16 protein-coding genes are annotated in these 25,798 nt (G+C 53.1%); 6 read left to right on the top strand and 10 right to left on the bottom strand.

What is annotated here, in order from left to right:
• Positions 1-8: 8 nt before the first annotated feature.
• The 3 genes from SH668x_RS06850 to SH668x_RS06840 form a co-directional block, all read right to left on the bottom strand.
• The gene (locus tag SH668x_RS06850) at positions 9-755 is read right to left on the bottom strand and encodes a hypothetical protein (RefSeq protein WP_437187955.1); all 747 of its coding nucleotides are present in this window, start codon (positions 753-755) and stop codon (positions 9-11) included.
• 64 nt (positions 756-819) lie between these two features.
• On the bottom strand, positions 820-1,170 hold the full coding sequence (locus SH668x_RS06845; RefSeq protein WP_437187954.1) for a hypothetical protein: 351 nt from the start codon (positions 1,168-1,170) through the stop codon (positions 820-822).
• A 218-nt stretch (positions 1,171-1,388) separates the two neighbouring features.
• Positions 1,389-2,963, bottom strand: coding sequence for a 2-isopropylmalate synthase (locus tag SH668x_RS06840; protein ID WP_437187953.1), 1,575 nt, complete (start codon positions 2,961-2,963; stop codon positions 1,389-1,391).
• A gap of 533 nt (positions 2,964-3,496) precedes the next feature.
• Between SH668x_RS06840 and SH668x_RS06835 the strand changes: the two genes are divergently transcribed.
• Positions 3,497-3,898: a 6-pyruvoyl trahydropterin synthase family protein gene (locus SH668x_RS06835; protein ID WP_437187952.1), complete on the top strand. Its 402-nt coding sequence runs from the start codon at positions 3,497-3,499 to the stop codon at positions 3,896-3,898.
• Positions 3,899-4,209: 311 nt separating this feature from the next.
• Entirely contained in the window at positions 4,210-5,391 is a 1,182-nt protein-coding gene (locus tag SH668x_RS06830; protein WP_437187951.1) for a GNAT family N-acetyltransferase, read from the top strand.
• A gap of 26 nt (positions 5,392-5,417) precedes the next feature.
• On the opposite strand, the gene SH668x_RS06825 is transcribed toward SH668x_RS06830, so the two are convergent.
• Complete coding sequence (locus SH668x_RS06825) at positions 5,418-5,864, bottom strand: hypothetical protein (protein WP_437187950.1); 447 nt, start codon at positions 5,862-5,864, stop codon at positions 5,418-5,420.
• A gap of 181 nt (positions 5,865-6,045) precedes the next feature.
• The gene (locus SH668x_RS06820) at positions 6,046-7,167 is read right to left on the bottom strand and encodes a hypothetical protein (protein ID WP_437187949.1); all 1,122 of its coding nucleotides are present in this window, start codon (positions 7,165-7,167) and stop codon (positions 6,046-6,048) included.
• 305 nt (positions 7,168-7,472) lie between these two features.
• Between SH668x_RS06820 and SH668x_RS06815 the strand changes: the two genes are divergently transcribed.
• A complete protein-coding gene (locus tag SH668x_RS06815) occupies positions 7,473-9,281 on the top strand; it encodes a hypothetical protein (protein WP_437187948.1) in 1,809 nt (602 codons plus the stop codon).
• Positions 9,282-9,293: 12 nt separating this feature from the next.
• On the opposite strand, the gene SH668x_RS06810 is transcribed toward SH668x_RS06815, so the two are convergent.
• On the bottom strand, positions 9,294-10,745 hold the full coding sequence (locus tag SH668x_RS06810) for an MDR family MFS transporter (RefSeq protein WP_437187947.1): 1,452 nt from the start codon (positions 10,743-10,745) through the stop codon (positions 9,294-9,296).
• A 386-nt stretch (positions 10,746-11,131) separates the two neighbouring features.
• Between SH668x_RS06810 and SH668x_RS06805 the strand changes: the two genes are divergently transcribed.
• Together SH668x_RS06805 and SH668x_RS06800 are read left to right on the top strand one after the other, a co-directional pair.
• The gene (locus SH668x_RS06805) at positions 11,132-11,656 is read left to right on the top strand and encodes a hypothetical protein (protein WP_437187946.1); all 525 of its coding nucleotides are present in this window, start codon (positions 11,132-11,134) and stop codon (positions 11,654-11,656) included.
• 80 nt (positions 11,657-11,736) lie between these two features.
• Positions 11,737-12,906, top strand: coding sequence for a serine hydrolase domain-containing protein (locus tag SH668x_RS06800; RefSeq protein ID WP_437187945.1), 1,170 nt, complete (start codon positions 11,737-11,739; stop codon positions 12,904-12,906).
• 128 nt (positions 12,907-13,034) lie between these two features.
• Here the strand turns inward: SH668x_RS06800 and SH668x_RS06795 are convergent, their stop codons facing one another.
• The 4 genes from SH668x_RS06795 to SH668x_RS06780 all read right to left on the bottom strand — a co-directional run bounded on the left by SH668x_RS06795 (position 13,035) and on the right by SH668x_RS06780 (position 23,403).
• A complete protein-coding gene (locus SH668x_RS06795; RefSeq protein ID WP_437188519.1) occupies positions 13,035-14,060 on the bottom strand; it encodes a bile acid:sodium symporter family protein in 1,026 nt (341 codons plus the stop codon).
• Between the two features lie 128 nt (positions 14,061-14,188).
• Positions 14,189-17,857, bottom strand: a complete 3,669-nt coding sequence (locus tag SH668x_RS06790; RefSeq protein ID WP_437187944.1) for a c-type cytochrome domain-containing protein — start codon at positions 17,855-17,857, stop codon at positions 14,189-14,191.
• 75 nt (positions 17,858-17,932) lie between these two features.
• The gene (locus tag SH668x_RS06785) at positions 17,933-20,824 is read right to left on the bottom strand and encodes a hypothetical protein (RefSeq protein WP_437187943.1); all 2,892 of its coding nucleotides are present in this window, start codon (positions 20,822-20,824) and stop codon (positions 17,933-17,935) included.
• Between the two features lie 140 nt (positions 20,825-20,964).
• A complete protein-coding gene (locus tag SH668x_RS06780) occupies positions 20,965-23,403 on the bottom strand; it encodes a DUF1549 and DUF1553 domain-containing protein (protein WP_437187942.1) in 2,439 nt (812 codons plus the stop codon).
• 900 nt (positions 23,404-24,303) lie between these two features.
• On the opposite strand from SH668x_RS06780, the gene SH668x_RS06775 reads away from it, so the two are divergent.
• Complete coding sequence (locus SH668x_RS06775) at positions 24,304-25,728, top strand: DUF1501 domain-containing protein (RefSeq protein WP_437187941.1); 1,425 nt, start codon at positions 24,304-24,306, stop codon at positions 25,726-25,728.
• Positions 25,729-25,798: the final 70 nt, after the last annotated feature.

Raw genomic sequence — 25,798 nt, 5'->3', positions numbered from 1 at the left:
CGTGTGGCTCATTGCTGGTGGCGGTGAGCCCAGTCAACTACGTTCATACTCATACTCCATGATGAAGTGACCCAGATCTCGTCCTGCAACAGGTCAGCCGGGTGCAACGGAGGGCGAGAGGTTTCTCCCAGTTCGAGAATCCTCTCGCAGATGTTATAGACCAGATAACCGAAGACGAAGAGTCCGACGTACATCTGCCAACGTTCCAGATCTGCGAGCAACTCGAAGACTCGTTCCGCATCGTTGCCGGCCACGTTCTGAATTTCATCACGATGCAATTGTGCAAATTGAGCCATTTCTGCCAGTGGCCGTTGCAGGGCCAGCATTAAGAAATCGGTCGCGGCAGAGGGCTCATCCGCACTGGGATATTTGAATACCATCCGAACAACCTGGCTGGGCTCCTCAGCGATCCGATAGTTTTCATCCGCATCATCGGCCGCGTCTCCGGAAGGTGACTGGGACTTCAAAAAGACTCCGTTCACGTCGTACAGCGAGTACCCGTAAAAGACTCGCCGAAACGATTCAATGTCAGACTGCTTGTAATCGACGACGGTCCAACTCTTCCCTAGCAATGCCTGGATCTGTTGTTTCTTCACGGCATCAGCGAGGAGAAAGTGCTCTTTCACCTTGTCGAGCCGAAATCCCGCGGTCAGAGTGTCGTACAATACTCCCTGAAACGCAGCCTTCCGAGGGAGATACAACTCCACGAAGATCGCGGGTTCTTGCGGCTTCACCGTGTATGGATAGGCATTCATGTGGAGCACCAGAACACTCTGAAGGCAGACTTATTCCACTTCGAAGTCATGGGTCTTATTCCTGTCAAGCAGGACTTCCGCGTTGCCCCTGCTGCGTGTAATCAGGAAAGTAGATCGTCCTTGGAAAGAATGGCGGAACGTACGTCGGTGTGCGAAATGTCTCGCCCGGCACGAATCCGGGATTCAGGTCAATCCGCTCGCCATCAATCAGTGGGATCTCACTTTCGGCGGGATTCACTTTCGGAGTGTTCCGATGGGGTTGCGTACTCAGAGAAGCCGATCCTCCGGGCGGGTAGTAAATCCCAGACCCTGCCGACTCGACAGGGCCGCCGAAGATGCGAATTCGGGCCTCCGCTGATGACGCGATGACAATCACCAAAAGACTGGAAAAGACTGCACTTTTCAGAGGGACCATCGAGACACTCCCATCAATGGCAATGCGTTTCTTTCATTCTACACCGCCGTCGCCTTGCTGGTCCGACAATTTGTGAAACTTCAATCTTCAGATTGAAATCACATCCCCTGCTCGCGATTCGAACGGAATCAGCCACAAAAAAATCACTGCCCGAAAGATTCAGACAGTGATTCGAATTTAGACTTCGGATCAGGTTTCAAAGAGCCGATCGATCGACCTCAGACCCCTTTCTCGCGTTTTGTGCCACGCCCGCGTTCGGAAGAAAGAGCTTTGTTCAACGCTTGCAAGTACGCCTGAACGCTCGCTTCGATCACGTCCGTACTGACTCCTTTTCCGTGGAACGAACGATCGTCGACAACGATTTCCAAGGTCACTTCCCCTTGCGCATCTTTCCCTTCCGAGACGCTTCGAACGGTGTACTCTTCCAACTTCGCGGTCAAACCGACGATTCGCTCAAGACAGCGAAAGGCTGCATCGACAGGACCATCTCCTGTTGAAGCGTCCTGCTGAACAGTTCCATCCTGATGCACCAGTTCGATGGTCGCTGTTGGAATCGTGCTCGATCCTCCAATCGTCTGGAAACTCTTGATCGACCACGCCTGAACGACGTCGCCTGAACGATTCTCAATCAACGCAACGATGTCTGCGTCGAAAATCTCTTTCTTCTTGTCGGCCAATGCGATGAAGTCGTCGAAAACACGCTGAAACTGATCGCCATCGAGCGTATACCCGAGCGATGCCACACGGTCTCTCAATGCGTGACGACCGCTATGTTTCCCCAGCACCAGATTGGTACCGAGAATCCCGACATCTTCAGGACGCATAATTTCGTACGTCGAGCGTTCTTGCAGCATCCCGTGCTGATGAATTCCCGACTCATGAGCGAATGCATTCTGTCCGACGATCGCTTTATTCCGCTGAACCGCCATTCCGGTAATGCTGGAGACAAGGCGACTTGTTGGATAGAGCTTCGGAGTGTTGATCTTTGTCTGGACTTGGTAGAAGTCGCGGCGGGTATGAAGCGCCATCACGATCTCTTCCAACGCTGCATTTCCGGCCCGCTCTCCCAGTCCGTTAATGGTGCACTCAACTTGTCTGGCCCCTGCTTCGATGGCAGACAAGCTATTCGCAACCGCGAGACCCAAATCGTTATGGCAATGCGTGCTGATCACTGCCTTGTCGATGTTGGAGACGTTCTCCTTCAGATAACGAATCACCTTGTAATAATGATTCGGCGTGGCGTAACCGACGGTGTCTGGGATATTGACAGTCGTCGCCCCGGCATCGATCGTCTTTTCAACGACTTCACAGAGGAAATCGAGTTCGGTACGCGAGGCATCTTCCGGTGAGAACTCCAGATTCGGAACCGTAATATCAGAGCGGGTCGCCATCAGGTCGCGGGTGTACTTCACCATCTCGACCGCATTCTTGAGGATCTGCTCTTTGGCCATTTTCAGTTTGAATTCGCGATGAATCGCACTGGTCGCCAGAAACAAATGGATCCGGGCATTCTTCGCCTCTTTCAAGGCTTCCCAGGAGCGATCGATGTCCTCTTTTCGACATCGAGCGAGACCGCAGATGGTCGCTTGATCACCAAATGTCCGTGCGATTTTCTGCACTGCGTCGAAGTCGCCGGGTGAAGCAATTGGAAACCCTGCTTCAATGACGTCAACACCCAGCTCGACAAGTGCACGTGCCACTTCCAGCTTTTCAGCTGTATCCATGCTGCAGCCAGGAGATTGCTCTCCATCGCGGAGTGTCGTGTCGAAGATGATAATGCTGTCGTCAGCCATGGCGTTTACTCGATTTAAAACGTGTCGATCTCTCGAAGATTGATACAGACGAAATCTAAAACACGGAAGTCTCAAAACAAAACCACCCTGAGACTTCCGCAAAAGCCTCAGGGTGGTGTGATTCACGCTTCAAACTCAGCGCACCGTCCTAAGACTCCCGGGATGGGAGTAGTAGGCTTGCTAGAATGAAGTGAAAATTTACGACGTTCATTTTGATTCATTTAGGTTTTGGTCAGGAACAAACCGTCAACGATACTGACGATTTCACTCCCGAGTCTCTAAACTTAAAGCGAAATTCCACGATTCGTCAAGCGGAGTGAGGATTTTCTTTCTAATTCAGCGAGACTTCTTGTGAAAACACAGTTTGAATCGTTCAATCACCGGTTGATTTGATTCTCTCCGGGTTCGATTCATCCACATCACTCGCCGTTCCAGTTCCGACATCATATGCTGACGTTTCCCAATGGGTTCTCGCCGCCATATGCAATGGCGAATTCAGCAACTCCCACACATTGCCATAAAGTTCCCCGTCCATGTACCGAGTCAGTCAGGAAATCGAGTTCTGTTACGGCCACCGCCTGCTGAATTATGCTGGAAAATGTCGCCACCTGCATGGCCACAACGGGAAAGCTGTCATCGTCCTAGAAGGTGAAACACTCGACGACCGTGGCATGCTGCTGGACTTCAACGACATTAAGCGGGAAGTCCGTACCTGGATCGACGAAAATCTCGATCACCGCATGATCCTGAACAAAGACGACCCAGCCCTGCCCGCACTCGAAGCGATGGGCGAACCTCTGTTTATCATCGATTGCAATCCGACAGCGGAAAACATTGCCCGCCTCATTTACGAGCATGCGTTGACCCGGAACCTCCCGATTCTCGAAGTGCACCTCTGGGAAACTTCACACGCATTCGCAACATATCAACAATAGCCGATTCGTCTCGCGTACATACGTAATTACCCTGCCAATTGTCGCACGTACACGATCGAATCGATCGCGGTGTCAGCCGACACGTGAGCCTCATAATCCAAACAATCGCAATCCCGCGTGAGAAAAATGCGGGATTCGTTCAAGCCCGGCAAGTTGGCCAGACGGTTGAACCTCTCCGGATGTAGTGTTTCTAACCTTCACATTACGAATCCCTCAGGCGTTCGGTTCGCACCAACCTCACTGACTGTTGAAAAGACGTGCTGTTTCATTCGCTGACTTCGAAGTCACGAAGAACGCATTCAATTCTAGTTATGAAAACTGCCACTGCCAACTATCCTACGCGATTCGCAAAGCAGGTTCCGATCACCGAGGTGACTCCGGAATTCATTGAGGATTGGCGTCAGCTCGCTCAATCCGCCGTCGATCCGAATCCGTTTCTTGAACCGGAGTTCGTTCTCTCGCAACACCAACACGTGAAGTCAGGGACACGGCCAGATCTCTGGTATGTCAAAGATGAAGCTGGCAAGCTGATGCTTCTCGGTCTTTTCCAAGCGGTCGAAGCGTCCAGCGTCCTTCCGTTTCCACACTTAATCAGCGTCTCGTCCCCCTATCAGTTTCAGACGGGGATTCTTGTTCGGCGGGAATACGAACGCGAGGCTGTCTTCGCCTTTCTTACGCATCTGAAAACTTCTCGATATCGCCACGGCCTGATACTCGACTCGATCTGCGTCGAATCCAGAACTGCGGAGAGAATCTATACTGCTGCTGCTCTGATCGGATTCTCGGTTCAGCTACAGAACAACTGGCTCCGCGCTGCTCTCGATCTGTCACAGATCGACACGACGCAATCGTTCGAAGCATCGTTGTCGAAGTCCCGTCGGAAGTCTCTAAAAGGAGCCTTGGCAAAGTTACAGAAGAAAGGGACGGTCTCCTTCAGATGTATCGATTCCGCGGCGGAAGTGAAGCACGCAACAGAGCGATTTCTGAAGCTCGAACAACTCGGATGGAAATCGAACCTCGGAACGGCCATTGCCTGCAATGAAAGCCATCGCGCCTTTTTCGAGAAAGTCGCGAACGACTTCTCCACAGAACGCAAAATTCTTTTCGGTGAACTGCTCATCGACGATCAGGTCATTGCATCAACCTGCAATTTTGTCGAGGGGGATACCGTATTCGCCTTCAAGATTGGCTGGAATCAAGAATATCGCGACGGAAGTCCCGGTATCTGGGCTGAGATCTATCTCGCCAACTATCTGATGAGGCACCGGCCGGAAATCACAATGATCAATAGTTGCTCTTCAGCCGGGTCCTATTTGGACCGACTCTGGCCGCACCGCATCCCGATGGGCGCAATCCTCCTCACGCAGTCGCAGCGGGCGGAGCTTTATAAAGGTGTTCGCAACACTCTACGCATTGCAAAACAGAAGATCTGGCCCTCTTCGGGTTCCTCACCGGCCATGAGTCACTCAGATTCAGAAACTGAGTCTCGCTGACTGGTCTATTGTCTCGGACAACGGTTTCATCGGGAAGCCAGAGAACGGCGGTTCTGACGAGGCTTTCTCCTCGACACTGTCGGTTTAAACGGACGTTTCGCTTCGATCCCGTATGAGATCAACGTTCCAATGACGAACGCAAGAGACCCGAAGAAGTAACAGACCATCAGTACATTGCTATTGCCCGAGAGTTGCGACATATTTTTCAAATAGACGACTTCTCCCCGCCCGGCAGGGACATGGAATCCAAGTCCAACCTCATCGGTTCCAGTTCTTGAAGCTCCGCTGGCATCGACGAAGCTGTAACGAACTCGCTGCTTGGGCGACGAAAAAATTCGTCCTCTCCGGTGCGTGGATTCGACTTGCTCAACGCCGAGGATGCTGCATTCGGCGGTTTTGCCCCAGATGAAATACTTCACTTCGCTGAATGTGAACACTGCAGAAACCAGAAAAAAGACCATCCCGAATAGCATGGCTTCGAATTTCAGCGTCTCAGGACTCCGATCGAAATTTCTCCAGCCCAATCCCCACATGGCCCACCCGATTCACATTTCGTTGGTTTGATTTTCACACTGCCACGATCACCCAGATGTCCTTGTGCCGAACGTTGCGTCACAGAAGCGGGATCACGAAATTCAGGAGTATTTGAACTTTTCATGGGCTCGTCCGCACACTGTCGGTCTGAAAGCATCGCACTCGATGATTTTCACTGTCGCCGATGTAGAGGACTCCTTGTGCATCGACGTAGACCCCATGTGGACGAGCGAGCCTGCACTGGAGAGGATCCCCATCGGGGCCATCGCCCCGTTCACCGTCACCGACAACAGTCTCAACATGCCCACCGTCAACACGAATGACGCGGACGGTATGGCTCTCCGTATCGGCGAAGTAAATATCCCCGTTCGGTGCGACAGCCACGCCTTTCGGACCTGACAATGGAACTTCATTCCCCGGGAGACTTCCTACCGACAGACCCTTTTTCCCGTTCCCCGCGATTTTTGTCAGTGATTGCGGATCAAGTGTTCCGCGATAAATTGAATTCCCCTCTCTCAACGCAAGCACGAAGACGTTTTCACCAACGAAGTCCATCGCTCTCGGTCCGATTGCATGGCGACTTTCGAATGGAACCTCATTGTCATCTAATGGCTGCTCCCCACCGCCGATCAGTGTTGTCACGATGCCGGTCGCGGCATCCACTCGCCGAACACGTTGATTCATGATATCACAAATGTAGATGTTATCGTTCGCATCACACACCAACGAATGAGGCTGGTTGAACTGGGCCATCAACGCGCTTCCACCATCGCCAGAGAAGCCCGGTGTGCCAGTCCCCGCGACAGTGAAAATGATATTCGACTTCATGTCGACACGACGCACCACAGCGTTTTTCATTTCGACGACCAGCATGTTTCCCTTGGAATCGAAACGAACTTCATACGGCTCGAACATCGTCGCTTCGCTCGCTGGACCGCCATCCCCTGTGTAGCCCTTCTTGCCTGTCCCTGCGACGACCTGAGTCTCACCGGTCGACAAGTCGATGCGACGAATCAGATGATTCCCGATTTCACAAACGTAGAGAGCCCCGTCCGGCCCCCCCGTCAGCCCGTATGGTTCGCCAATCTGAGCCGAAGTCCCGACTGTCCCATTGGGGCTGTTCCCCTGAACACCTGTTCCAGCAACCGTCACAACCTCCCCCGCCCCCACGGAAGAGGAACACAAAGACGCCACGATGATTAAGCCGAGTTGGGTCCAAAACTGATATGAAACTCGCGACATCAGACTGTTTCTCCCCAAAGGAGCATTCTTGTACCACGTCATTCTATTGAAAATCTTGCAATCTGCAGATTCTGCCGGTGTCGATCCAAAAGAATCGGCTATTCCTGCCGGTGAAGATCCTAGTAATCTCCTCCCGCCATGAGTCGGTCCCACGATGGACACCGATGCGAAGCCACGGAGTTGATGTCATGCCAGTAGTCCGATCACATCCCACTATCACGATCTTCAGCCTGTTCATCAGCTGTTGGTCAGTGGGCTGCGCATCGTCCCTCCAAAACAATGCCGGATACTATTCATCCGCGCAAATGACCTCTCCCGCCCTTTATAACTCCTATCCTCAAGGTGCTTCAGGCAACTTTCAGCAACGAACGTTCACTCCACAAGTCCAGCCAAGCGGGCCAGTCGCGTTTCAGACAGGATTCGCATCAATTGGCTCCGCTCACCCCACCTACCCGCCCTTCGCTCCCACAGCTACGGTCATCACCGCTGTTGCCCCATCTCACTCTTCAGCTGGTGTCGCTTCAAACTCCTTCCCCATTGGAACGCCCTATGTTCCATCCCCCGTCGCTGGAGCGAATTACGTCCCCCCCATTCAACGTTCTGCATCCACTCCTCCAGTCTCTTCTCCGTATTCAGTCCCCAAAGCCTCTCCCCCAGAAGCACAGGTTCCTCCTGTCGCGATTTCTCAAGCGGAAGCCAAGGATTCTCCACTTCCACTCAGTTCAGCTCCGCGTTCTCAATCCCCTGTGACATCACCACCTTCGGTCACAACCCCTCAACCTCCTGCCAGCCCACCTCAGCCGATGCCACCGCAACCTGCTCCGATGCAGGAGGTAGACGCCCAACCGATCCCTGCAATGACACCGGAAGTGTCGCCAGCCCCAGCAGAAGCTCCCGCTGCTGACATTCCCGAGTTCGAACCACCTTCTGCCGAAATTCCACCAGTTTCATCGATCGATCCATTCCCAGGCGAGTCAAATTCGCTCACCTGGACTCCCTGGCCGCTTCCTCCGGCCGCCAATGCTGCCACAGCGTCATCGATTCCAGTTGCCCCTGCATCTGCACCCCCCAAAGAACGAGGTCGACACCGCCATCTGAGCGTTGCCACCCGACCCAACTCACCGGCAGCACAATTGGCTCGAGAGCAAGCTTCGCTGACGACAGCGATGGCCTCAGCCGCCATTCAGCCGAAGAGCGATGATCTCGAAAATTTCGCGAATCCCTTTGCCGATGAACCTGTCCCCGCAGCCAAAATCCAGAGTGCTTCGAGTCAGCTTCGATACCGCGGAGGAAAAACTCTCCCGCAAATGGCCTACGTCAATATTTATGTGGGTGGAGAAGATAAGTTCAATCAAACAACGATCCAACAAATTGACGACGCGCTCAAAGCGGCAATGCAAGATTCCTCCTTGAACAATGTCGTTCAGCAATATTTCGATTCTCATCCGGTCTCGACAATCGTCCATCCGTCACACCCACTGATCGGTGATGTGCCCAAAGAAGTGACTCGAGGTGACATTCGGTACTACGTTGAATCACTGCTGAATCAAGGATTTCTGGAAGAATTCGATCCGGACACAACCGTTTTGAACTTTCTTCTTCCGCAAGGAACAGTGCTCATCGACGACGATGAACGCGCAGGGCTCATGTCTGCCGCTGCATCCGATTCTCGTATCGATTCAATCAATGGACTCGGAGGATTTCACGGTTCTGTCCCAGTAAATGGGGAGAGCATTTATTACGCAGCTTCTCCCTACTCCGAACAACTCCCTGATGGAACAGAAAACGGAATTGTCGCTTTCGACGAGCCTTGGAAAAACGTCGTTGCAACAGCCTATCATCAGTTGCAGGAAGTCCGCACGAATCCGGATGTCGAAGATGTGATCCGCAATCCACACGACCCGATGATCGTCTCAAAGCTCGGATGGACGTCGGACAATGGAGAGGAACTGGGCGACGCTGCGCTACAGTCTTTCGTTTCATTACGAGAGTCCTTTCAGGAAATTCCGCTCGCAAATGGAACAGGAATCGTTCCAGTGCAATTCCTGTTCTCGAATGATTCGAATGACTCGGACGGACCGGTTCTCCAGCCAGTCGCACCCGCAGCAAAGTAGCCGACTTCAGCGTTACTCAACCGCTGCCGCTGATTCCGAAGAATTCCGCTTCAACGGATGTTCTGGCAACATCAGAGCCAGCACGAAGCCAAATGTTGCGATCGTCGCTGCCACCGTGAAGACCGTACTGATTGAATTGACGAATGCGTTCGTGTAAATCGCACGGAGATCTTCTGGAAGCGTCTGCATCACTTGCGGGCTGATCCGGACGACATGTTCCGCGACATTCTCTCCCGCGGGCAAGAGCTTCGACAGCTGAGCATGGAGCTGTGATTTGAAAACAGTTCCCAATGCTGCTGTCCCGATTGAACCGCCCATCAACCGAAACAGAATGGCTCCGCTCGTTGAGACACCCAGGTCCCGGTAAGGAACCGCATTCTGAATCGCGATCACCAGCACCTGCATAATCATCCCGAGCCCCAGGCCGATCCATAAGAAATACAGCGACGCAACGAAGGGGCTCACATCTGGCTTCATCCCAGAGAGAATCCACAGGCCACTACCCATAACCGCCATTCCGATGATGGGAAAGATACGGTATCGGCCCGTGGCGCTGATGATTCGCCCTGAGGTGATCGACATTGTCAGGACTCCCCCCATGAGTGGAAGCATCTGCATCCCGGATTCAATCGGAGTGGCCCCATTCACAATTTGCAGGTAAACAGGTAAGTACGTCACCGATCCCCACAGCGAAAACCCGACAATCATTCCGAGCACCGAACTGATCGTGAAGGTTCTGTTCAGGAAGAGGCGCAATGGCAACACCGGTTCGACCGCGAACCGTTCTGTGACAATAAAGAGGATGAACGTCACGACGATGACAGCTGCCATGCTGGTGATCATCGGTGAATTCCACGCATACATTGTCCCGCCTAAATCTGTCGCGAGAATCAGCGTGCAGAGGAAGACGGAAAAGAGTGCCGCACCCACGAAATCAATTGAGTGTCGTACTTTGATCGATCGTGATGGTAATGTTGTCGCAAGGACGAACATCGCGACAATTCCGATCGGAAGGTTGATGTAAAAGATCCACTGCCAGCTCCAGTGATTGGTGATGTATCCTCCGACCAAAGGGCCCACTACGCTGGCGACACCGAAGACTGCCCCGAACAACCCCTGATACTTTCCGCGATCTCGTGGCGAGACAACGTCCCCCACAGCAGCCTGCGTGGTGACCATCAATCCGCCGCCTCCCAGCCCCTGAATGAAGCGGAAGACAATCAGTTGCAGCATCGACTGACTGAGTCCACACAGCACGGAGCCGATCAGAAAGATCACGATCCCCACCTGTAGAACGATCTTACGTCCATACAGGTCGCCGAGCTTCCCATAAATCGGAGTGACGATTGTTTGAGCCAGTAGATAGGCAGTCACCACCCATGACAGGTGATCAACCCCGCCCAGCTCCCCCATAATCGTCGGCAGTGCGGTCGACACGATTGTGGAATCAAGTGCTGCCAACATTAAGGCCAGCATTAAACCCAGAAAATAATCATGATCTGTCGATGCGATGCAGGCGCCGACTCATTGACGTCGACCAGCATCGCATTGTCATCTGAATTCTTCATGTAATTTTCTATATTATTAAGCAGTCAACTCGCAATTTGTCATTGGAAGCCCTCTTTTCAGCCCTGCCCGATCCATTGTTGTGCCCGGTTTGCAAACGTCGAGTCTTGACCTTTGAAATCTCTCGAAATCGCGTCGCATAGAGATTCTGTTTTCTCCCCGACGACACAACTCGAGTGTTCACTTTCCTGAATTCCATCAGCGTTCTAGCATGCACATCGACCAGCACTATGAAATGCGGACGTCGATATCGCTCTCTTAATTGAAATTTCAGGTTGACGACTATGCCCAAAGAAAAACTCATTGGCCTCATGTTCGCGATTGCGACTGCCTTTTTTTGGGGAATGTACGGACCTGCTCTCGGCAAATCCCGCGTGCTCGGAGAGTCTCCATTCAAGCCGTACATCTTGATCGGTCTGGCATATCTCCTGTGGGGAATCGTTGGGGGGGTGATCGCTGTCAAAATGTCCGGACAGTCGCTGTCATTCAAACCGGAAATCGCCCGCTGGGGATTCATCGCTGGAACTCTTGGTGCTTTCGGCGCGTTGACGTTGACCTACGCCATGTTCTCCGCGAAAGATGCTCGACTGGTCATGCCTGTCGTCTTCGGAGGGGCAACAGCTGTCTCTGCGATTGTCGGAACACTCATGTCGGAACACCGTCATACTCCACCCGCTCAAATCGTCGGATTTATCCTTGTCATCCTGGGTGTAGTTTTGATTCAGATGAATGCCTCGCACGGTCCAGCACCAGCTAAACCGGCGGCGGCTGCAACAGACACGGCATCACCACAAATCAACCAGCACTGAAGATCGGCGAACACGCCCCGCTCGCGGGACTATACCGCCAAGCAGTCGACTTTCCCTCGTGATTCAGATTGAGCCTCGACATGGATCGTATTTCGTCCGCATTCGCTGCGTCTCTGTTTTTCATTCACTGCATGACTGCATCAATTGCAATCGCGCAGACACACGAAACAGCGAACGACTTACAATCGTTTGTTGATCGACAAGCACTCGCTGGTGCTGTGACATTGGTCGCCACCAAAGATGCAATACTCGATATCGACACCGTTGGCTGGGCAGATATCGAAGCACGAAAAGCGATGGAAGAGAATTCCATGTTTTGGATTGCTTCGCAGTCCAAGCCCATCACAGCGGCCGCGCTGATGATTCTCGTCGATCAAGGGAAAGTCGATCTGAATGCCCCGATCGAAAAGTACCTCCCGGAATTCAAAGGTCGCTGGCTCATCGTCGAGCAGGATGAAGAACATCAACTTCTTAAGCGTCCCACTCGGGCAATCACAGTCCACGATGTACTCGCTCACGTCAGTGGACTCCCCTTCGCAACAGCGGTCGAGTCCCCCACTCTGGACGGTCTTCCATTGTCCAGAGCGGTTGCCAGCTACACGATGATTCCCTTGGTCGCTGAACCGGGCACCCGGTATCAGTACTCCAATATTGGCATCAACATCGCTGGTCGCATCATCGAAGTGGTCAGCGGAAAACCATACGAGGAGTTTCTACAAGACGAGTTGTTCACCCCTCTCGAAATGCACGACACCACGTTCTGGCCGAACGAAGAACAGGTCTCCCGGCTGGCGAAGTCGTATCATCCAAACGAAGAGAAGAACAATCTGGTACCATTCCAGATCGGCCAGTTGCATTACCCGCTGACAGATCGCGCTCATCGATTTCCGATGCCCGCTGGTGGACTCTTCTCGACAGCGAAAGATGTCGCTCGATTCTGCCAAATGATACTCAATGATGGCGAGTTCAATGGAAAGCGATACCTCTCCGCAGAGTCGGTTCGAGCCATGACAACCCGTCAGACACCGGAAGGAATCAAGGAGAATTATGGACTTGGATGGCAGACGTTCGGCAGTTCAGCTGGGCATGGAGGAGCACATTCCACCAACATGACCATCGACCGCCAGAATGGTCGCATCACCATCTACATGATTCAGCACGCTGGATTTCCTCTCGATGGTGGAGAAGCTCAAAACGTGTTCAATCAGGCGGCGATCCGAAAATTTAACCAGCCATCGTCCGCAAACTGACTTTCGCCACAACGACGCACTCTCCGTTTCGGCCTGAATTGTTCGTGCCGAGACGTGAGGGCTCTACTTGCTCTACCGCCAAGATTCTCGGTGCTGGAACGTCCAATTCCGTCAGGCGTCGATCTGACTCATGCGTCGGCGGTTTCTTTGACTGAAGTCGATGCCTGTTCGCTTCGCTGCGCCCACTTCGCTGCGAGAAATCCGCAAATGACTAATTGAGCCGAGTGATAGATCATGATTGGGAGAAGAATCAGCCCCAACGCGGGATCACCGCGAAACATGATCTGTGCCATTGGAACTCCGGAGGCGAGCGATTTTTTCGATCCGCAAAAGACCGCTGCCACACGATCAGGCCAATTGAAATGGAGTCGATCACACGTAAAGCCGACACAAAACTTGACCATGTAAAACAGGACAATTGAAGCGGCACCTGTGACGAGTACCGACGTCACCCCGTACTTGGTCCAAACTCCCAGAACCATTGAATCGCAAAATGACGTGTAGACGAGCAAGAGTATCGTCAATCGGTCGACGACGTTGATCTTCGCCTTATTTCTCGAGGCCCACTCGCCGAACAATGGTCTCAGGAGTTGCCCCACGACGAGCGGGAGCACCAGCCAGATTACCAGATCCAGAATCACGCGTCCTATCGAACTTCCGGACTCCGCAGCGCTCCGGACCATACTCATCCACAGGGGCGTGACCACGACGCCAATCAGGCTCGAGATTGTGGCATTAAACACTGCAGCCGGCACGTTCCCACGGGCTGCTGCGGTCATCGCGACTGACGAAGAGACTGTCGATGGCAACGCACACAAGTAGAAGAATCCGAGTCGCAGTTCATCAGGCATCACCCCTGCAGAACCGAAGTAGACCAACAATCCAATCATTGGAAAGAGCAGGAAACAGCAAAGCTGAACAACCAAATGCAACCGCCACTGAAAGATTCCCGCCCGCAACGCTGAAAATGAAAGCGCCAGACCATGCAGGAAGAAGATCAGTGCGACTCCCCCCTTGGTGAGAAGTTCTGGGTAGAGCCATCCTCCTCTTGCTCCCGGTATCGGATACAACCAGGCCAAGACAACCGCCACCAGCATTCCGGGAAGAAACCAGTCACGTTTTTTCTTTTGGGGTGAAGTAGCGTTCGCAGCCAAAATCGACTCACTCAACAGAGACGTGTGAAGTTCATCGCTGCTGTGCTCAGAAGCAATGTTCGCCAATCATAGTCCGTATTGAGTCACCCGCCACTCGATCGAGCAGCATGTTCGCAGATGCTGATGCGTTACTCTTCGGGAACAAAGGTTGCCAAGGGCGTGCCCTGACCATTCCAGACGTGAAGAACTCCCTGCTGGCCTCCGGCGACAACGACAGATCCATCCCGGCACGCTCTCACGGAGTAAATAAAGTCCGTCGGGCCAGGAAAGACTGTTCCTGCCCCACCGTCCACATTGCGAATCATCACCTGATTGGCTGCCCCAGTCCCGATGATGAATGTGTCTCCAGATCCGAGATATTGCACTGCTGAGACATCTTTCGGGAACCCGGGGACGTTGCGAACAACTTCCCCTTTTGAGAAATCCCACATCTTGACGCTCTTATCTGCTCCGCCCGAGACAATTTCTCGTCCATCGCAACGCCAGCTCACGCTGAGAACATGATTTGAATGCCCTTCAAAGGTTCGCACCAAAGCCCCAGTCGAGACATCAAACACCTTGACAAGGCGATCTGCCCCTCCTGTTGCGATGTGCTTGCCATCCGGAGAAAACCTCACCGACAACACTTGATCACTATGAATATGCTCAAAACTCCGTACCAGTTCCCCAGTGCTTGCATTCCAGATTTTGACTTCTCCATCACGAGAAGCCTCTCCGCTCCCGGTAGCGACCAAAATTCCATCCGAACTGAAATCAAGCGCCGTGACCGATCCTTCAAGAATGTCCCCATCCAGACCGTTCCCGATCTTTCGAATGAGGTTCCATTCTGGCTGCGTGTCGACTCTCTGAACAACACCTTGCACCGACACACCAATCATTTCATTCGCTGAGACAAAGCGGCCAGCAAGTAGACCGGATTGATCGACCGGGCGTGATTCCGCGGGGTCTCCTGCGGTCGTTCCATACTCCCACACGACTTGTGGATCACCCAGCAGAAGTCGATTTCCTTCTGGACTGAACACGAGCGACCTCACGGGACTTTCCAAGCCATTTAACGCTTCAAGAATGGCCTGTTTGCGTTTAACGAGAATAGCTGCCAATTGATCCGGATCCGCTACGACCTCAGCAAGATTCTCCGTTCGTCGAACCGCGGATTCAAAATCTCCATGAGCAACAGCAAACGACTGTTGAGCGGACTCAATACGTTTGAGATGCTGCTCTTCGAATTCAGCGAGGCGGCCCGCGATCTCAGCCTTTTTCGCGGTTTCTTCTTCGAGCAACTGTTGCCAGCTCAAACGTTCCTGCTCTGCTCGTTGGCGGCGGTGTTCAGCATTTCGGACCTCCGTCGAGGCCAACGTTTTCGCAGAGTCATCCGCGGCTTCTGCCACTTTCTTTTCCAGCTCAGTCTGGTTCATCGCGGCGGCATCTCTGGCAGCCGACGACTCTTCCACCAATCGTGACGCAGCAGCGATCCGATTTTCTGTTGAGGACATGCGAATCTGCAATTCATGTCGTGTATAGAGTGCATCTTCGTTCAAACGACTCCGTTCAACCAGTGCCGTTCGTCTCTTCGTTTCTGTCTGGATTAAATGAGAGGTCGCGGCTTCCGCTTCTGGAGAGAGTGCCGCCAATTGAAGGCCCTTTGCTGCCCCCTCTACCCGACGAGCGGAGAGTGTTTCAAACTGATTCATCACGGAGCCAAGCTCGCCGCGAGCTTCAATCACAGCCTGCTTTTTCAGACGAAGCGTCTGTTCAGCACGGAACAATGCCAGCTGAGAAACATGAAGAACTGCCTCAGTGTTGATCACAACCTCTTTCAGCTGTGTTGTTTGAGCATCTGCTTTCGCTGAAGATTCGGTCGTTTCCTTAAGAGCGCGTTGTGCTGCTGTAATCGCCTGTTGACCGGCCGCGACTGCGTCATTCGCTTTCTTGAGGGCCGCCTGTTTTGAGGTCGCCTCTTTCTCAGCAGCGACCAACTGTTCTTTGAGACTTGCGATGGCAGCCTGTTGCTGCTTCACAGCTTCCGCATGTTGCTCCAGACTCGCAGCATCCTCAGCAGCAGGCGGCATCAACTCAAGCTGTTTGAGTTTCGCATCAGCTTCGCCCAACGAAACATTGATATTAGCCACGGCCTGATCGGCGGTTGCCTTCTCTTCCGCCGGCTTCGCAACTGCTGACATCTTCACCTTCAAATCCACTTCCGCCTTCGAAAGATCCAACGCAGCGGTATAGACCCCCTGCTGCTCCTCTTTTGCTTTGCCCAAGGACCGCTGATAATCATTCAAAATTGCGCCGACGTTTCGTTGATCGACAGCGGCTCTCAACTTGAGAGCCGCTATTTCAGCCTCTAACTGCGCGTGTCGTGTGAGCTCTTTCTGTAGTTCACCAGTCGCCAAATTCCAGAGTTTTGCGCTGCCGTCATCCGAACCTGTCGCGAGTTGTTTCGCATCATTGCTAACAGCTAAAACGCTGACAGAAGAACCGTGATTGAATTCTTTCAGAAGATTTCCGGTTCCCAACTCAACATGCTGCACCACTCCGTTTGACAACGCCACGAGCATGGTTGCCCCCAGCGGGTCTCCGGAAATCATCCGTAAAATGGGTCTGCCGTTCCCTGCGAACACTTTGATTTCTGCAGGGTCAACCTCAACAACATTCTCCCCCCCGGAAGCGGCGATAGGGAACTGACGAATGGTTCCATCCACACAACCTGCAACAATCTGCTGAAGTGATTCACTCACAAGAACAGAACTCACGCCAACCGGGAAAGTCGCTTTTCGAACGAGTTGCTGAGTCGCCAACTGATACAGCTGAACCGAACCCAGAGCATCTCCCGTCACCACCATCGAACCATCTGCATTGAGCGCGAGAAATTGAATGGATTGACCGGAGAGATCAATCCGGATTGTCTGCTCCGGATTCGAGAATGAAACGACCTGGAGAATTCCATTTTTGTCGAGCGAAGCGACCCATTGACCGTCAGCAGAAAAGGCAAAGTCTATGGGCGATTGTCCGACTGTCTTCAATTCATGACGCTTCCATTGCGTAGGACGCTGCCAGAATTTCACCTCCCGAAAACTGCCCGACGCAAGCAATTCTCCGGAGGGGCTGATCGCCAGTGACTCCACCATGTCCTGATGAGCACGTGGTTGATTCTCAAATCCTGCAACCGAGTTGAGCTCGTGATCAATTAAACGCGAAACCCGTCGATTCCCCGGGACGTTGTACACTGAAATCTGATTTGCACGCCCCGCTGCCACATCGCGACCGTCAGGCGTGATGGCAACTGAATAAATCGGATGAACCCCCGCTGCAAGAGGTTCCCACTGAATCATCTTACTCGTTCCAGTGACCTCTCCCGTCGCTCCTTGTTGAATCCACAAGTGCAATAAACCAAGTTGCTCCGGTGTCAGATTTTTCGCATTGGCAGCGTTTCCCTCCGGCGGCATCACGGGTTCCTCGCGATGTCTGGCAACCTGAAGAATGTAACTTTCTTCCGGATTCCCCGGAATCAGCCCCGGTCCGGATAGACCACCTTTCAAAATCGATTGAGGCGTTTCAAGAATCAGGTCACTCTCGGGTTTTGTAGAGCTATGACACGCCAGGCAACTTTTTGAGAGAATCGGAAGAACTTCGGTTTCGAAATCAACAGACTCCGTACGCTGTGGAACTGCCACTTCCAGTTCAGCTGCAGAAGTCTGGCTGACAACCCCCATGATCGATGCGACCAACGCCGCCTGCCACAGGCTCCACCCCGGCGCCAATGCGACCTTCTGAATCGACGTGGTCCTGTTCATTCCTCTCCCTTTACTTCTTTCATCAACAGTGAACGTCAAATCTGCAGGCCTGATTTACTTGAAAAAAGTCAGTAACTATGGCGATTTCACATGGAACGTGACTGTGCGTTTTGTCGTGAGTTCCTGGCCGTTGTATGTCACTTTCACAAGCACTGGAAGCTGATAAGACCCCGGTGGAGTGTCAGCCGTTGTCTTCAAAATCAGCTTTGAGGTGGACTCTCCCGCAGCGACACTAGCTTCCGCAGTAGTGAATCCCGCAACGCCGGCTGGGCTTTCTGGAACGAGCGTAATGGGATCTTGAAAATCGAATAATCTTTCGACGTTCAACTGAATTTCAGCATCTGTCCCTGCCGCGGCTGTTGCTTCAGCGGGGAGGTTGAAACGAAAAGGCATTTCAAGAACCCGAATCACGATGGGAACGCTTGAAACAAACAGATCGATCTCTTTTGCTTCTGCCTGCTTGGTGAGCGTGGCGATTTGAGTATCGAGATTGGGGATCTCCGCCTGCACCGCTGCGATGACTTCTGCAATTTGAGTCGCCGAGGCATTGGCCTGATTCAATTCCGTTTCGATCTGCTCAATGACGGCAGGGTCGGCGTTGGCGGGCTCGCTCCCCTTCATTTCGGCCAACTTCACTTCCAGAGCGGCTTTCGCCTCTTGAGACTTCGCCGACTCCGCGGTCAGTTCGGCGAGCCTCGCGTCAAGAACCTGCTTCTTTTCCTGAGCCGCGGCCACCGCTTCAGGGTTTTTCGAGTAGGCGACTTTATTCTGTGCTGTCAGATAAGCGGGATAGTCTCCTGCCGGCAAAGACGGATCAATCGCGACTTCGACAGTTCCCTCGTTCACTTGCGGTTCGAGTACCTGTGCTGGCACTTTTTCGAACGGGTAAATGGATGTCGGCAGACCGCGAACCTCAAGACGGATATTCCCTGTCGTCGGTAGATGCCGCGTGAAGTCCGCGACGATTTTCAATTTCCCGAATCGGCTGACTTCCCATACGGTTGTTTCGCGAGGGGCCAATGTCATCGGGACCGTTTCCGGAATCACTCCCAACTCCAGGTTGCCAACCGCTCGTGCAATTGCCTTCTCTCCCGGACCATTCTTATCAAGGACGATCGAAGCAGGAGTCGCAATTCTTCGAACTTCTGATCCTTCAATTGTCGCTGTTCCGAACACCTGAATCGGCCCACTCCATACAGGAGCGTCGAGCGTCGCAGTCAGCACGAGAGAAGCGTGATTGTGCCCTGCCGGGACAACGACATCCGGACAGCTCACTCCCTGAGGAAGGCCCTCAACATTCAATGTGATCGGGCCAGAATAACCATCAACGCGTGACACCTGAATCGTCAACGGCTGACACCCTCCTCTTCTCAGCACTGGATTTGCCCGGCGTTGAGGATCCGGATCGGAAATGGATTCAACCAATTCGCGCGTGGTCACAATCAGTCGAAAATCAGGGTTTGCCCGTTTCACTGTCAGCAAGTACCGATTTCTCGGGTGAGAGTTCGTTCCGGCGTACTGATCGCGAAGATGAATCCGGTACTCACCATCAGCATCCGCCTGAAATGTGTACGACGGATCGTAAGTCGCCACATCGTAAGGCGGATTTCGGAGATTCGTCGGGGTGTCGTCTGCGTCTCTGATCATGCGAGTGGATTCGTTCCCATTGGCGTCCCGCGACACATGAAAGAGCGCCATCGTTGCATCCGTCGCGAGATTCAGTCGCTCCGAAAGCAGATCGATGGAATAAACTTCTCCGTTCACTCCCTGGAACGAAAACCAGTCGATATCCCGCTCCGGGTAAAACTGTCCAGCGACTGTACATGGAACCGGGATCTCGAATGGGGTCGTCGAGAGTTGATTGGGCTCTTTTTCCAATACGACCGGATGCTCAACGATTCCAATAAAGACTGGATTGGAACTGAGAGTACCGCCTGGAATTCGATAGTCGAACCCTGTCGCTGCTGTTTCAGAGACTGCACGAACCGAGCTTGCCGACAACAAGCACAAAGGAGAGGCGACTGTTGGAATCGCAATATCAACCGCTTGTTTTTGCAATCCAAAGCGGGCATCAAATTCCTCTGCGGGCACCCCCTCCGGGAGGTTGTAACCGTACACAGTGAATCGACCCGTCGTCCCTGCTTGTCCACAGGGTGGCCAGACAAAATCGATCCACGGGCGAGTGCTGATTTCCAATCGATATCGGTTCGCGGAACCGCCGGCGTATGTCGCGTCATACACTTTGACGACGTAGGGACCACCGGCAGAAGGTGTGAATGTCGCCACTGCCTCTCGCAAATTAGTAGAACGACCAAACGCGATCGGAGTTCCGTCTTGATTGAGAACTTCCAGCATCCCCTTCATACGTGAGTCGATCGAACGAGTCTGGCACCGAATCGTAACGGACTGGCCAGTTTGAGCCTCAAATGCAAAATAGTGCGCCGCGTCGCTTCCCGCCTGCGAAACATTGACAACAGAATTGAGCCCCACTGGCATCGCTGTCTTCAGTGTCGTGTTCTTTAGATCACACAGGAGTTCGGGAACATCACTCACACTGAACTGCAAGGATGTCGAAACGCCATGGCGTCCGACGGCACGCACTTCATAAACACCAACAGGAACATCCCCTGCGATGCTGACTGTGAACTGGTTTGGAACCGGATTCGGTTGTGATTCAAAAGAGCGAGGAGGAGTCGTCTTCTGCACCGCAGTGAACCCAGGATGCGAAAAAGAAAGTGCAGAGACCTCTTCGAGGTCGGCTCCTTCAATAGAGACATCGAAGGTTGATCCCTGCTGTCCCCCCGACGGATAACAAGCGTTCAATTGAGGATTCGGCAGCCTGGCAGCGTAGACCGATGAAGTCGCCAACAGGACCATCATCGCCGTGCACCAACTGAAGCATCGACTCACCTGCCCGCGAGTTTTTGCGGACGCCACCAGCGACGACTTTCGTCCATTACACTGCATCAAACCGCCCCTGATCTGGCTACATCTCGTAATTCATTGCGATCGAATCCGGTCACGGTCGACTCCGCAAAGAAATGCTCACAAGGGGTTTGAAATCACCCCTTGCAACGCTGGGTTTCATCGAACAGATCTTCAGACGATCAGTGATTGAATAGAAACTCTTTCGTATTCATCAGGCTCCACACCACATCCTCGAATGCCTGCGGATTGTCAGCGCCGTCAGCCATCACCCGACTCTTCAGGTACTCTGACACGACTAACATTTCTTCAGGTGTCGGAATTCGGCTGTAAGCAATCAAATAGAGCTTCTGAATTCGATCTTCTAATGAGCTCTCTTTTTCGTTGGCCAGACGGAAGGCATTTCCTGAAGTGCTGGAAACCTTTTCTGCGACTTCGTTCGAATTGATCAGGTGCAGGCTCTGCGAAAGGTTCGAGTCATTCTCGCGTTCGCATTCGCAAACACTCTCTCCTTGTGGTCTTCCAAACACCGACAGGAAGTACGAAGGAAAATTCGAATCAGGCAGTTCCACAGCCCGTGCCCCGGACGCGACGCCTGAAAACCGAGTGGCCGTCCCCGTCACGCTGTCGACTGAATCGAGCAGGACTTCGGCTGGCAGGCGACGCGGATAGAATCGCGAGAAGTTCTGGCGATCATCTTCATTGTATTGATTCGGTTCAGAACTGAGCTGGTACGAAGTCGATTGGCAAATCGTACGAATCAGATCCTTCATGTCGAATCCGCTTTGAATAAAGTGACTCTCGAGGGCAGCGAGCAATTCCGGGTTCACAGCGGGATTTGTGGCCCGCATATCGTCCTCGGGATCAACCAAGCCTCGCCCCAAAAAGTGCTTCCAGTACCGATTCACAAGAGACTTGGCGAAGTACGGATTTTCTGGCGATGTCATCCAGTCTGCGAGATACAAACGGGGATCTTGCTCAGGTGGAATTTCGACTGGACTCGCTCCCAGACCTCCGGGCATCAGGCGTTCTCCGGTCCGGGGATGCGACGCGGCAGCCACTCCCCATCGATGAAAAATGCGATCCTCAGTCGGCAATGCGCCCGGCTTGCGACCGATCTGTGTGAAGAATGCAGACATGCTGTAGTAGTCCGCCTGACTCCATCGCTCAAACGGATGGTGATGGCATTTCGCACATTGGATGCGCTGGCCAAGAAACAGCTGAGCGACATCTTCAACCTGTTTATTTACGTCGTTTTCATGGCGGTACCAGATCACCGCCGGGTTCTCAGACGCCTCTCCGGATGCGGTCAAGACTTCTCGCACAAACTGGTCATAGGGCCTGTTTTCCTGAATCGCCTGTCGAATCCAGCTATGGAATGCATAGGTTCCCGGTTTCGAAGCATCCATCGCCCCTGCCGAACGCTGATTGCGTAACAGCATTGACCATTTGTTCGTGAAGTATTCTGCATAGTCTTTGGAGGAAAGCAGTCGTTCAATCAACACATCCCGCTTCGCGGAGTCCTGATCAGCAACGAAGTCGAGCGTTTCCTGTTCCGTCGGGAGGCGACCGGCGATATCCAATGTGACCCGTCGCAGGAAACTCGCATCATCCGTCACACCTGAGGGAGGAAGCCCCAGCAACTTCAATTTGTGAAAGACCAAATCGTCGATGAAATTGCGACTCGGAGGGAGGGAGTCGACGGGGATCCCCAAAGGAATGGTCGCCTGAAAGACGGCAACCTGAGACTGATATCTCACCATCACCGCGACATCACCCGGTTCTGAGGTCGTTGTTACCAAACCCCTCTTGCTGACGGTCGCCATCTCAGCAATGTTCGCTTCGTATACCGCTGTCGCTGAGACATCGACTTGAGTTCCGTCTGTGTATGTCGCAATCACGACCAGTTGCTGCTGCGATTGTGGCGCCAGAACGCGATGCCGAGGAAACACTTCGATCGAAGCGACCTGAGCCGTCTTTGCGTCCCCCGGTTGTCCACCTTCCTCGATCCATCGTCGGAGCAGGCGGTATTCTGGAGAGTCGAACTCCATACGTGCCCCGCCTCCATGTGGAAGAGCGCCGATTGCCTTCTTCAACAAGAGACTTTCATCGGGGGCATTGAAGGAAATGCGCCGCCCGCGAGACTCCTTGACCAAATGCTCGTGATCTTCTGATGGCTCGAAACCCAGCAGTGAGAGCGCAAAACCGTTCTGACCACTCGCTGCTCCATGACATCCTCCCCCATTACAACCATATTTGGTCAGGATAGGCACCACCTGATTCGGAAAGTTGACGGGGCGATTCTGTTCGAAATCCAAAACTTCAACGTTGATCAATGCTTCGACACCACTTGGCAACGAGGCCCGAATGGAGGTTGCCCCGCTCCCGGTCGGGATAACGACTCCGGCAGAGTCGACTTTGGCGACCCCTTCATCCTGCACAGTGTAGGTCACGGCCCGAGTTTGATCCGAGGCGGCACCTTGCTCCGATTTCCCGGTCACCAGGAGTTGGCGGAGGTCTTCGCTGCCGCGGATCTGCAGCGTCCCCTGTGATGAACCCGCCTGCACTTCGAGTGACGCCGGTTCCGGATTTGCCTCAGCTTGCTGTGCGGCAAGCGCCATCACTGACGCTACACCAACGCAGACAAGTGCGTGTTGAAATAGACTGCGGAGTCGAGCGCTCATCATGAGTACCTGTTCAATGAGGACTACGGACACTGGGCAAAATCAGGTAATTGATCAGGTTGGATGCGGCAGAATGAACGAACCCCGAGCGAGCGACAAGCCGAAGTTGCCGAACGCTGTGTGCGTTGTCACTCCGGTGTTCATGGCTCGCGGGCTTGAGTTGCAAAGTTCAATCTCCGGAATGCGATTGGGATTCGCACTCGTCTGTTCTTCTGAGGCCGTTGGGAGGGCCACAAGGAAGGAGTTCGGGGGGTGCGATGGTGTTGACTGGCCGAACCATTCAAACAGCATCACAATTTTCGTCGGGAGTGTTCTTCTGAAATTCACGTCTGTCAGCTTTCGACAACGCACATTTCTCGTAGAATCATATCAAGCACTACGCATCTCATCAAATATGAGAGCAAACCAGGCGTCAGATTGTTTACAAAATGAAGTCGCTGCGAGAATTCTCCGAAGTCGCTCTCTTCACGACCGCTCAGAACTCACACCTGATACAAAACAGCCAAATCCTTCCGATCCGTACGCATCATCGGATCGTCTGATGACGTATTGGTTGCAAGGTAGTACAATTCAGTACAGTATTTTTCGTTGACAACTGGGCGCTCCTCAGGAGCCTCCGGGTATGACCTCCCCTTCGAAGTCGTCTGTCCTGAAATGCCAACAGGTCGATGAGAAATCGAAGAAATGCCCCGCATTTGAAAGACACCGGTTCCTGCTCGTCACCCATGGATTCCACTCAGAGGAATTCATTGAAGGTCGAAACGGAGCCTGCGAATCAGCCTTCCTTGAGACCCCGAGGAACCCGCTTCCTCACACTTTTGCGGAGAATGAACACCGATGTTCCCGTCGAATTACCTCGATCGCAGAAAATTTCTTCAGCAAACTGGCCAAGGACTCGGGATGCTGGGACTGGCTGCCATGATGGGTGAGCAGGCCTTGCGTGACACGGCTCACGCCAGCACCTCCCCGATGGCTCCGAAGATGCCACACTTCCCTGCGAAGGCGAAGCACGTCATTCACATTTTCTGCAATGGGGGTCCCTCTCACGTCGACACGTTCGATCCGAAGCCCAAGTTACTCGAATACGCTGGCAAGGAACTCCCCAACAATCTACCAACCGAACGCAAAACGGGCGCGGCTTTCCCTTCTCCCTTCAAATTCAAAAAATACGGCGAAAGCGGAATCGAAGTCAGCGAACTGTTCGCCCACACAGCGGAATCAATCGACGACATTTGCGTGATTCGCGGGATGCATGCTGACGTTCCGAACCACGAACCGTCACTGCTGCTTCTGAACTGCGGGGATGCGAGACTTCCTCGCCCGAGTATGGGAAGCTGGGTCAGCTACGGACTCGGAACCGAGAATCAGAATCTCCCCGGTTTCATTGCCATGTGTCCGAATGGATATCCCATTACGGAAAGTGCCAACTGGCGATCCGCGTTCCTGCCCGGAATTTATCAGGGAACGTACATCGATACTCAGCACACAGCGATCGAAAAGCTGATTGAGAACATTCGGAACAATAAACAGACGAGCGAACAGCAGCGAGAACAGCTTGATCTCGTCCAATCGTTGAATCGAAAACATCTGGAGGGACGTGATGCGGACCCCGTTCTGGAAGCACGTATCCAGTCCCTCGAACTCGCGTATCGAATGCAGATGGACGCCTCAGACGCGTTCGATATTAATCACGAACCAAAACACATTCGTGAAATGTATGGAGAAGGAATCCATGCACGTCAACTTCTGATCGCACGTCGCCTCGTCGAACGAGGAGTGCGATTTGTGCAGCTATGGCATGGCGCAGGTCAACCATGGGATCATCACGACGACATCGAAGTCGGTCATCGAAATCTCTCAAACGAACTCGACAAGCCACTCGGGGCACTGCTGAAGGACCTGAAACAACGAGGAATGCTCGAAGATACTCTCGTGATGTGGGGGGGAGAGTTTGGGCGCACTCCCACGGTGGAGTTGCCTACCCCCGGATCAAACGCGGGGAAAGTCAATGGTCGTGACCATAATCACTGGGGCTACACCACCTGGCTCGCGGGAGGCGGCGTCAAAGGGGGAACGGTTCACGGGGCAACCGACGAATTCGGATTCCAGGCTGTCGAAAACAAAGTCCACGTTCACGACCTTCAGGCCACAGTGCTCAAGCTCCTGGGGCTGGATCATGAACGCCTGACTTATCGATTTGCAGGCCGCGACTTCCGATTAACTGACGTTCACGGTAAACCGGTCGATGCGATCATCGCATAGTTTCGGGTAAGTTTAGCTGGAACCAATCGCGACGACTCAGTGTCTCCTTCACAGACGCTGAGTCGTTTGC

The organism is Planctomicrobium mucosum, from assembly GCF_051466335.1.
Lineage (GTDB): Bacteria > Planctomycetota > Planctomycetia > Planctomycetales > Planctomycetaceae > Planctomicrobium.
The sequence above is the reverse complement of the archived record's forward strand: the minus strand, read 5'-3'. Positions and strand labels throughout refer to the sequence as shown.

Bases quoted from the DNA above. Each gene is read 5' to 3' on its own strand.
- SH668x_RS06850 (WP_437187955.1), bottom strand. From the start codon at position 755: ATGAATGCCTATCCATACACGGTGAAGCCGCAAGAACCCGCGATCTTC.
- SH668x_RS06845 (WP_437187954.1), bottom strand. From the start codon at position 1,170: ATGGTCCCTCTGAAAAGTGCAGTCTTTTCCAGTCTTTTGGTGATTGTC.
- SH668x_RS06840 (WP_437187953.1), bottom strand. From the start codon at position 2,963: ATGGCTGACGACAGCATTATCATCTTCGACACGACACTCCGCGATGGA.
- SH668x_RS06835 (WP_437187952.1), top strand. From the start codon at position 3,497: ATGTACCGAGTCAGTCAGGAAATCGAGTTCTGTTACGGCCACCGCCTG.
- SH668x_RS06830 (WP_437187951.1), top strand. From the start codon at position 4,210: ATGAAAACTGCCACTGCCAACTATCCTACGCGATTCGCAAAGCAGGTT.
- SH668x_RS06825 (WP_437187950.1), bottom strand. From the start codon at position 5,864: ATGCTATTCGGGATGGTCTTTTTTCTGGTTTCTGCAGTGTTCACATTC.
- SH668x_RS06820 (WP_437187949.1), bottom strand. From the start codon at position 7,167: ATGTCGCGAGTTTCATATCAGTTTTGGACCCAACTCGGCTTAATCATC.
- SH668x_RS06815 (WP_437187948.1), top strand. From the start codon at position 7,473: ATGACCTCTCCCGCCCTTTATAACTCCTATCCTCAAGGTGCTTCAGGC.
- SH668x_RS06810 (WP_437187947.1), bottom strand. From the start codon at position 10,745: ATGTTGGCAGCACTTGATTCCACAATCGTGTCGACCGCACTGCCGACG.
- SH668x_RS06805 (WP_437187946.1), top strand. From the start codon at position 11,132: ATGCCCAAAGAAAAACTCATTGGCCTCATGTTCGCGATTGCGACTGCC.
- SH668x_RS06800 (WP_437187945.1), top strand. From the start codon at position 11,737: ATGGATCGTATTTCGTCCGCATTCGCTGCGTCTCTGTTTTTCATTCAC.
- SH668x_RS06790 (WP_437187944.1), bottom strand. From the start codon at position 17,857: ATGAACAGGACCACGTCGATTCAGAAGGTCGCATTGGCGCCGGGGTGG.
- SH668x_RS06785 (WP_437187943.1), bottom strand. From the start codon at position 20,824: ATGCAGTGTAATGGACGAAAGTCGTCGCTGGTGGCGTCCGCAAAAACT.
- SH668x_RS06780 (WP_437187942.1), bottom strand. From the start codon at position 23,403: ATGGCGCTTGCCGCACAGCAAGCTGAGGCAAATCCGGAACCGGCGTCA.
- SH668x_RS06775 (WP_437187941.1), top strand. From the start codon at position 24,304: ATGTTCCCGTCGAATTACCTCGATCGCAGAAAATTTCTTCAGCAAACT.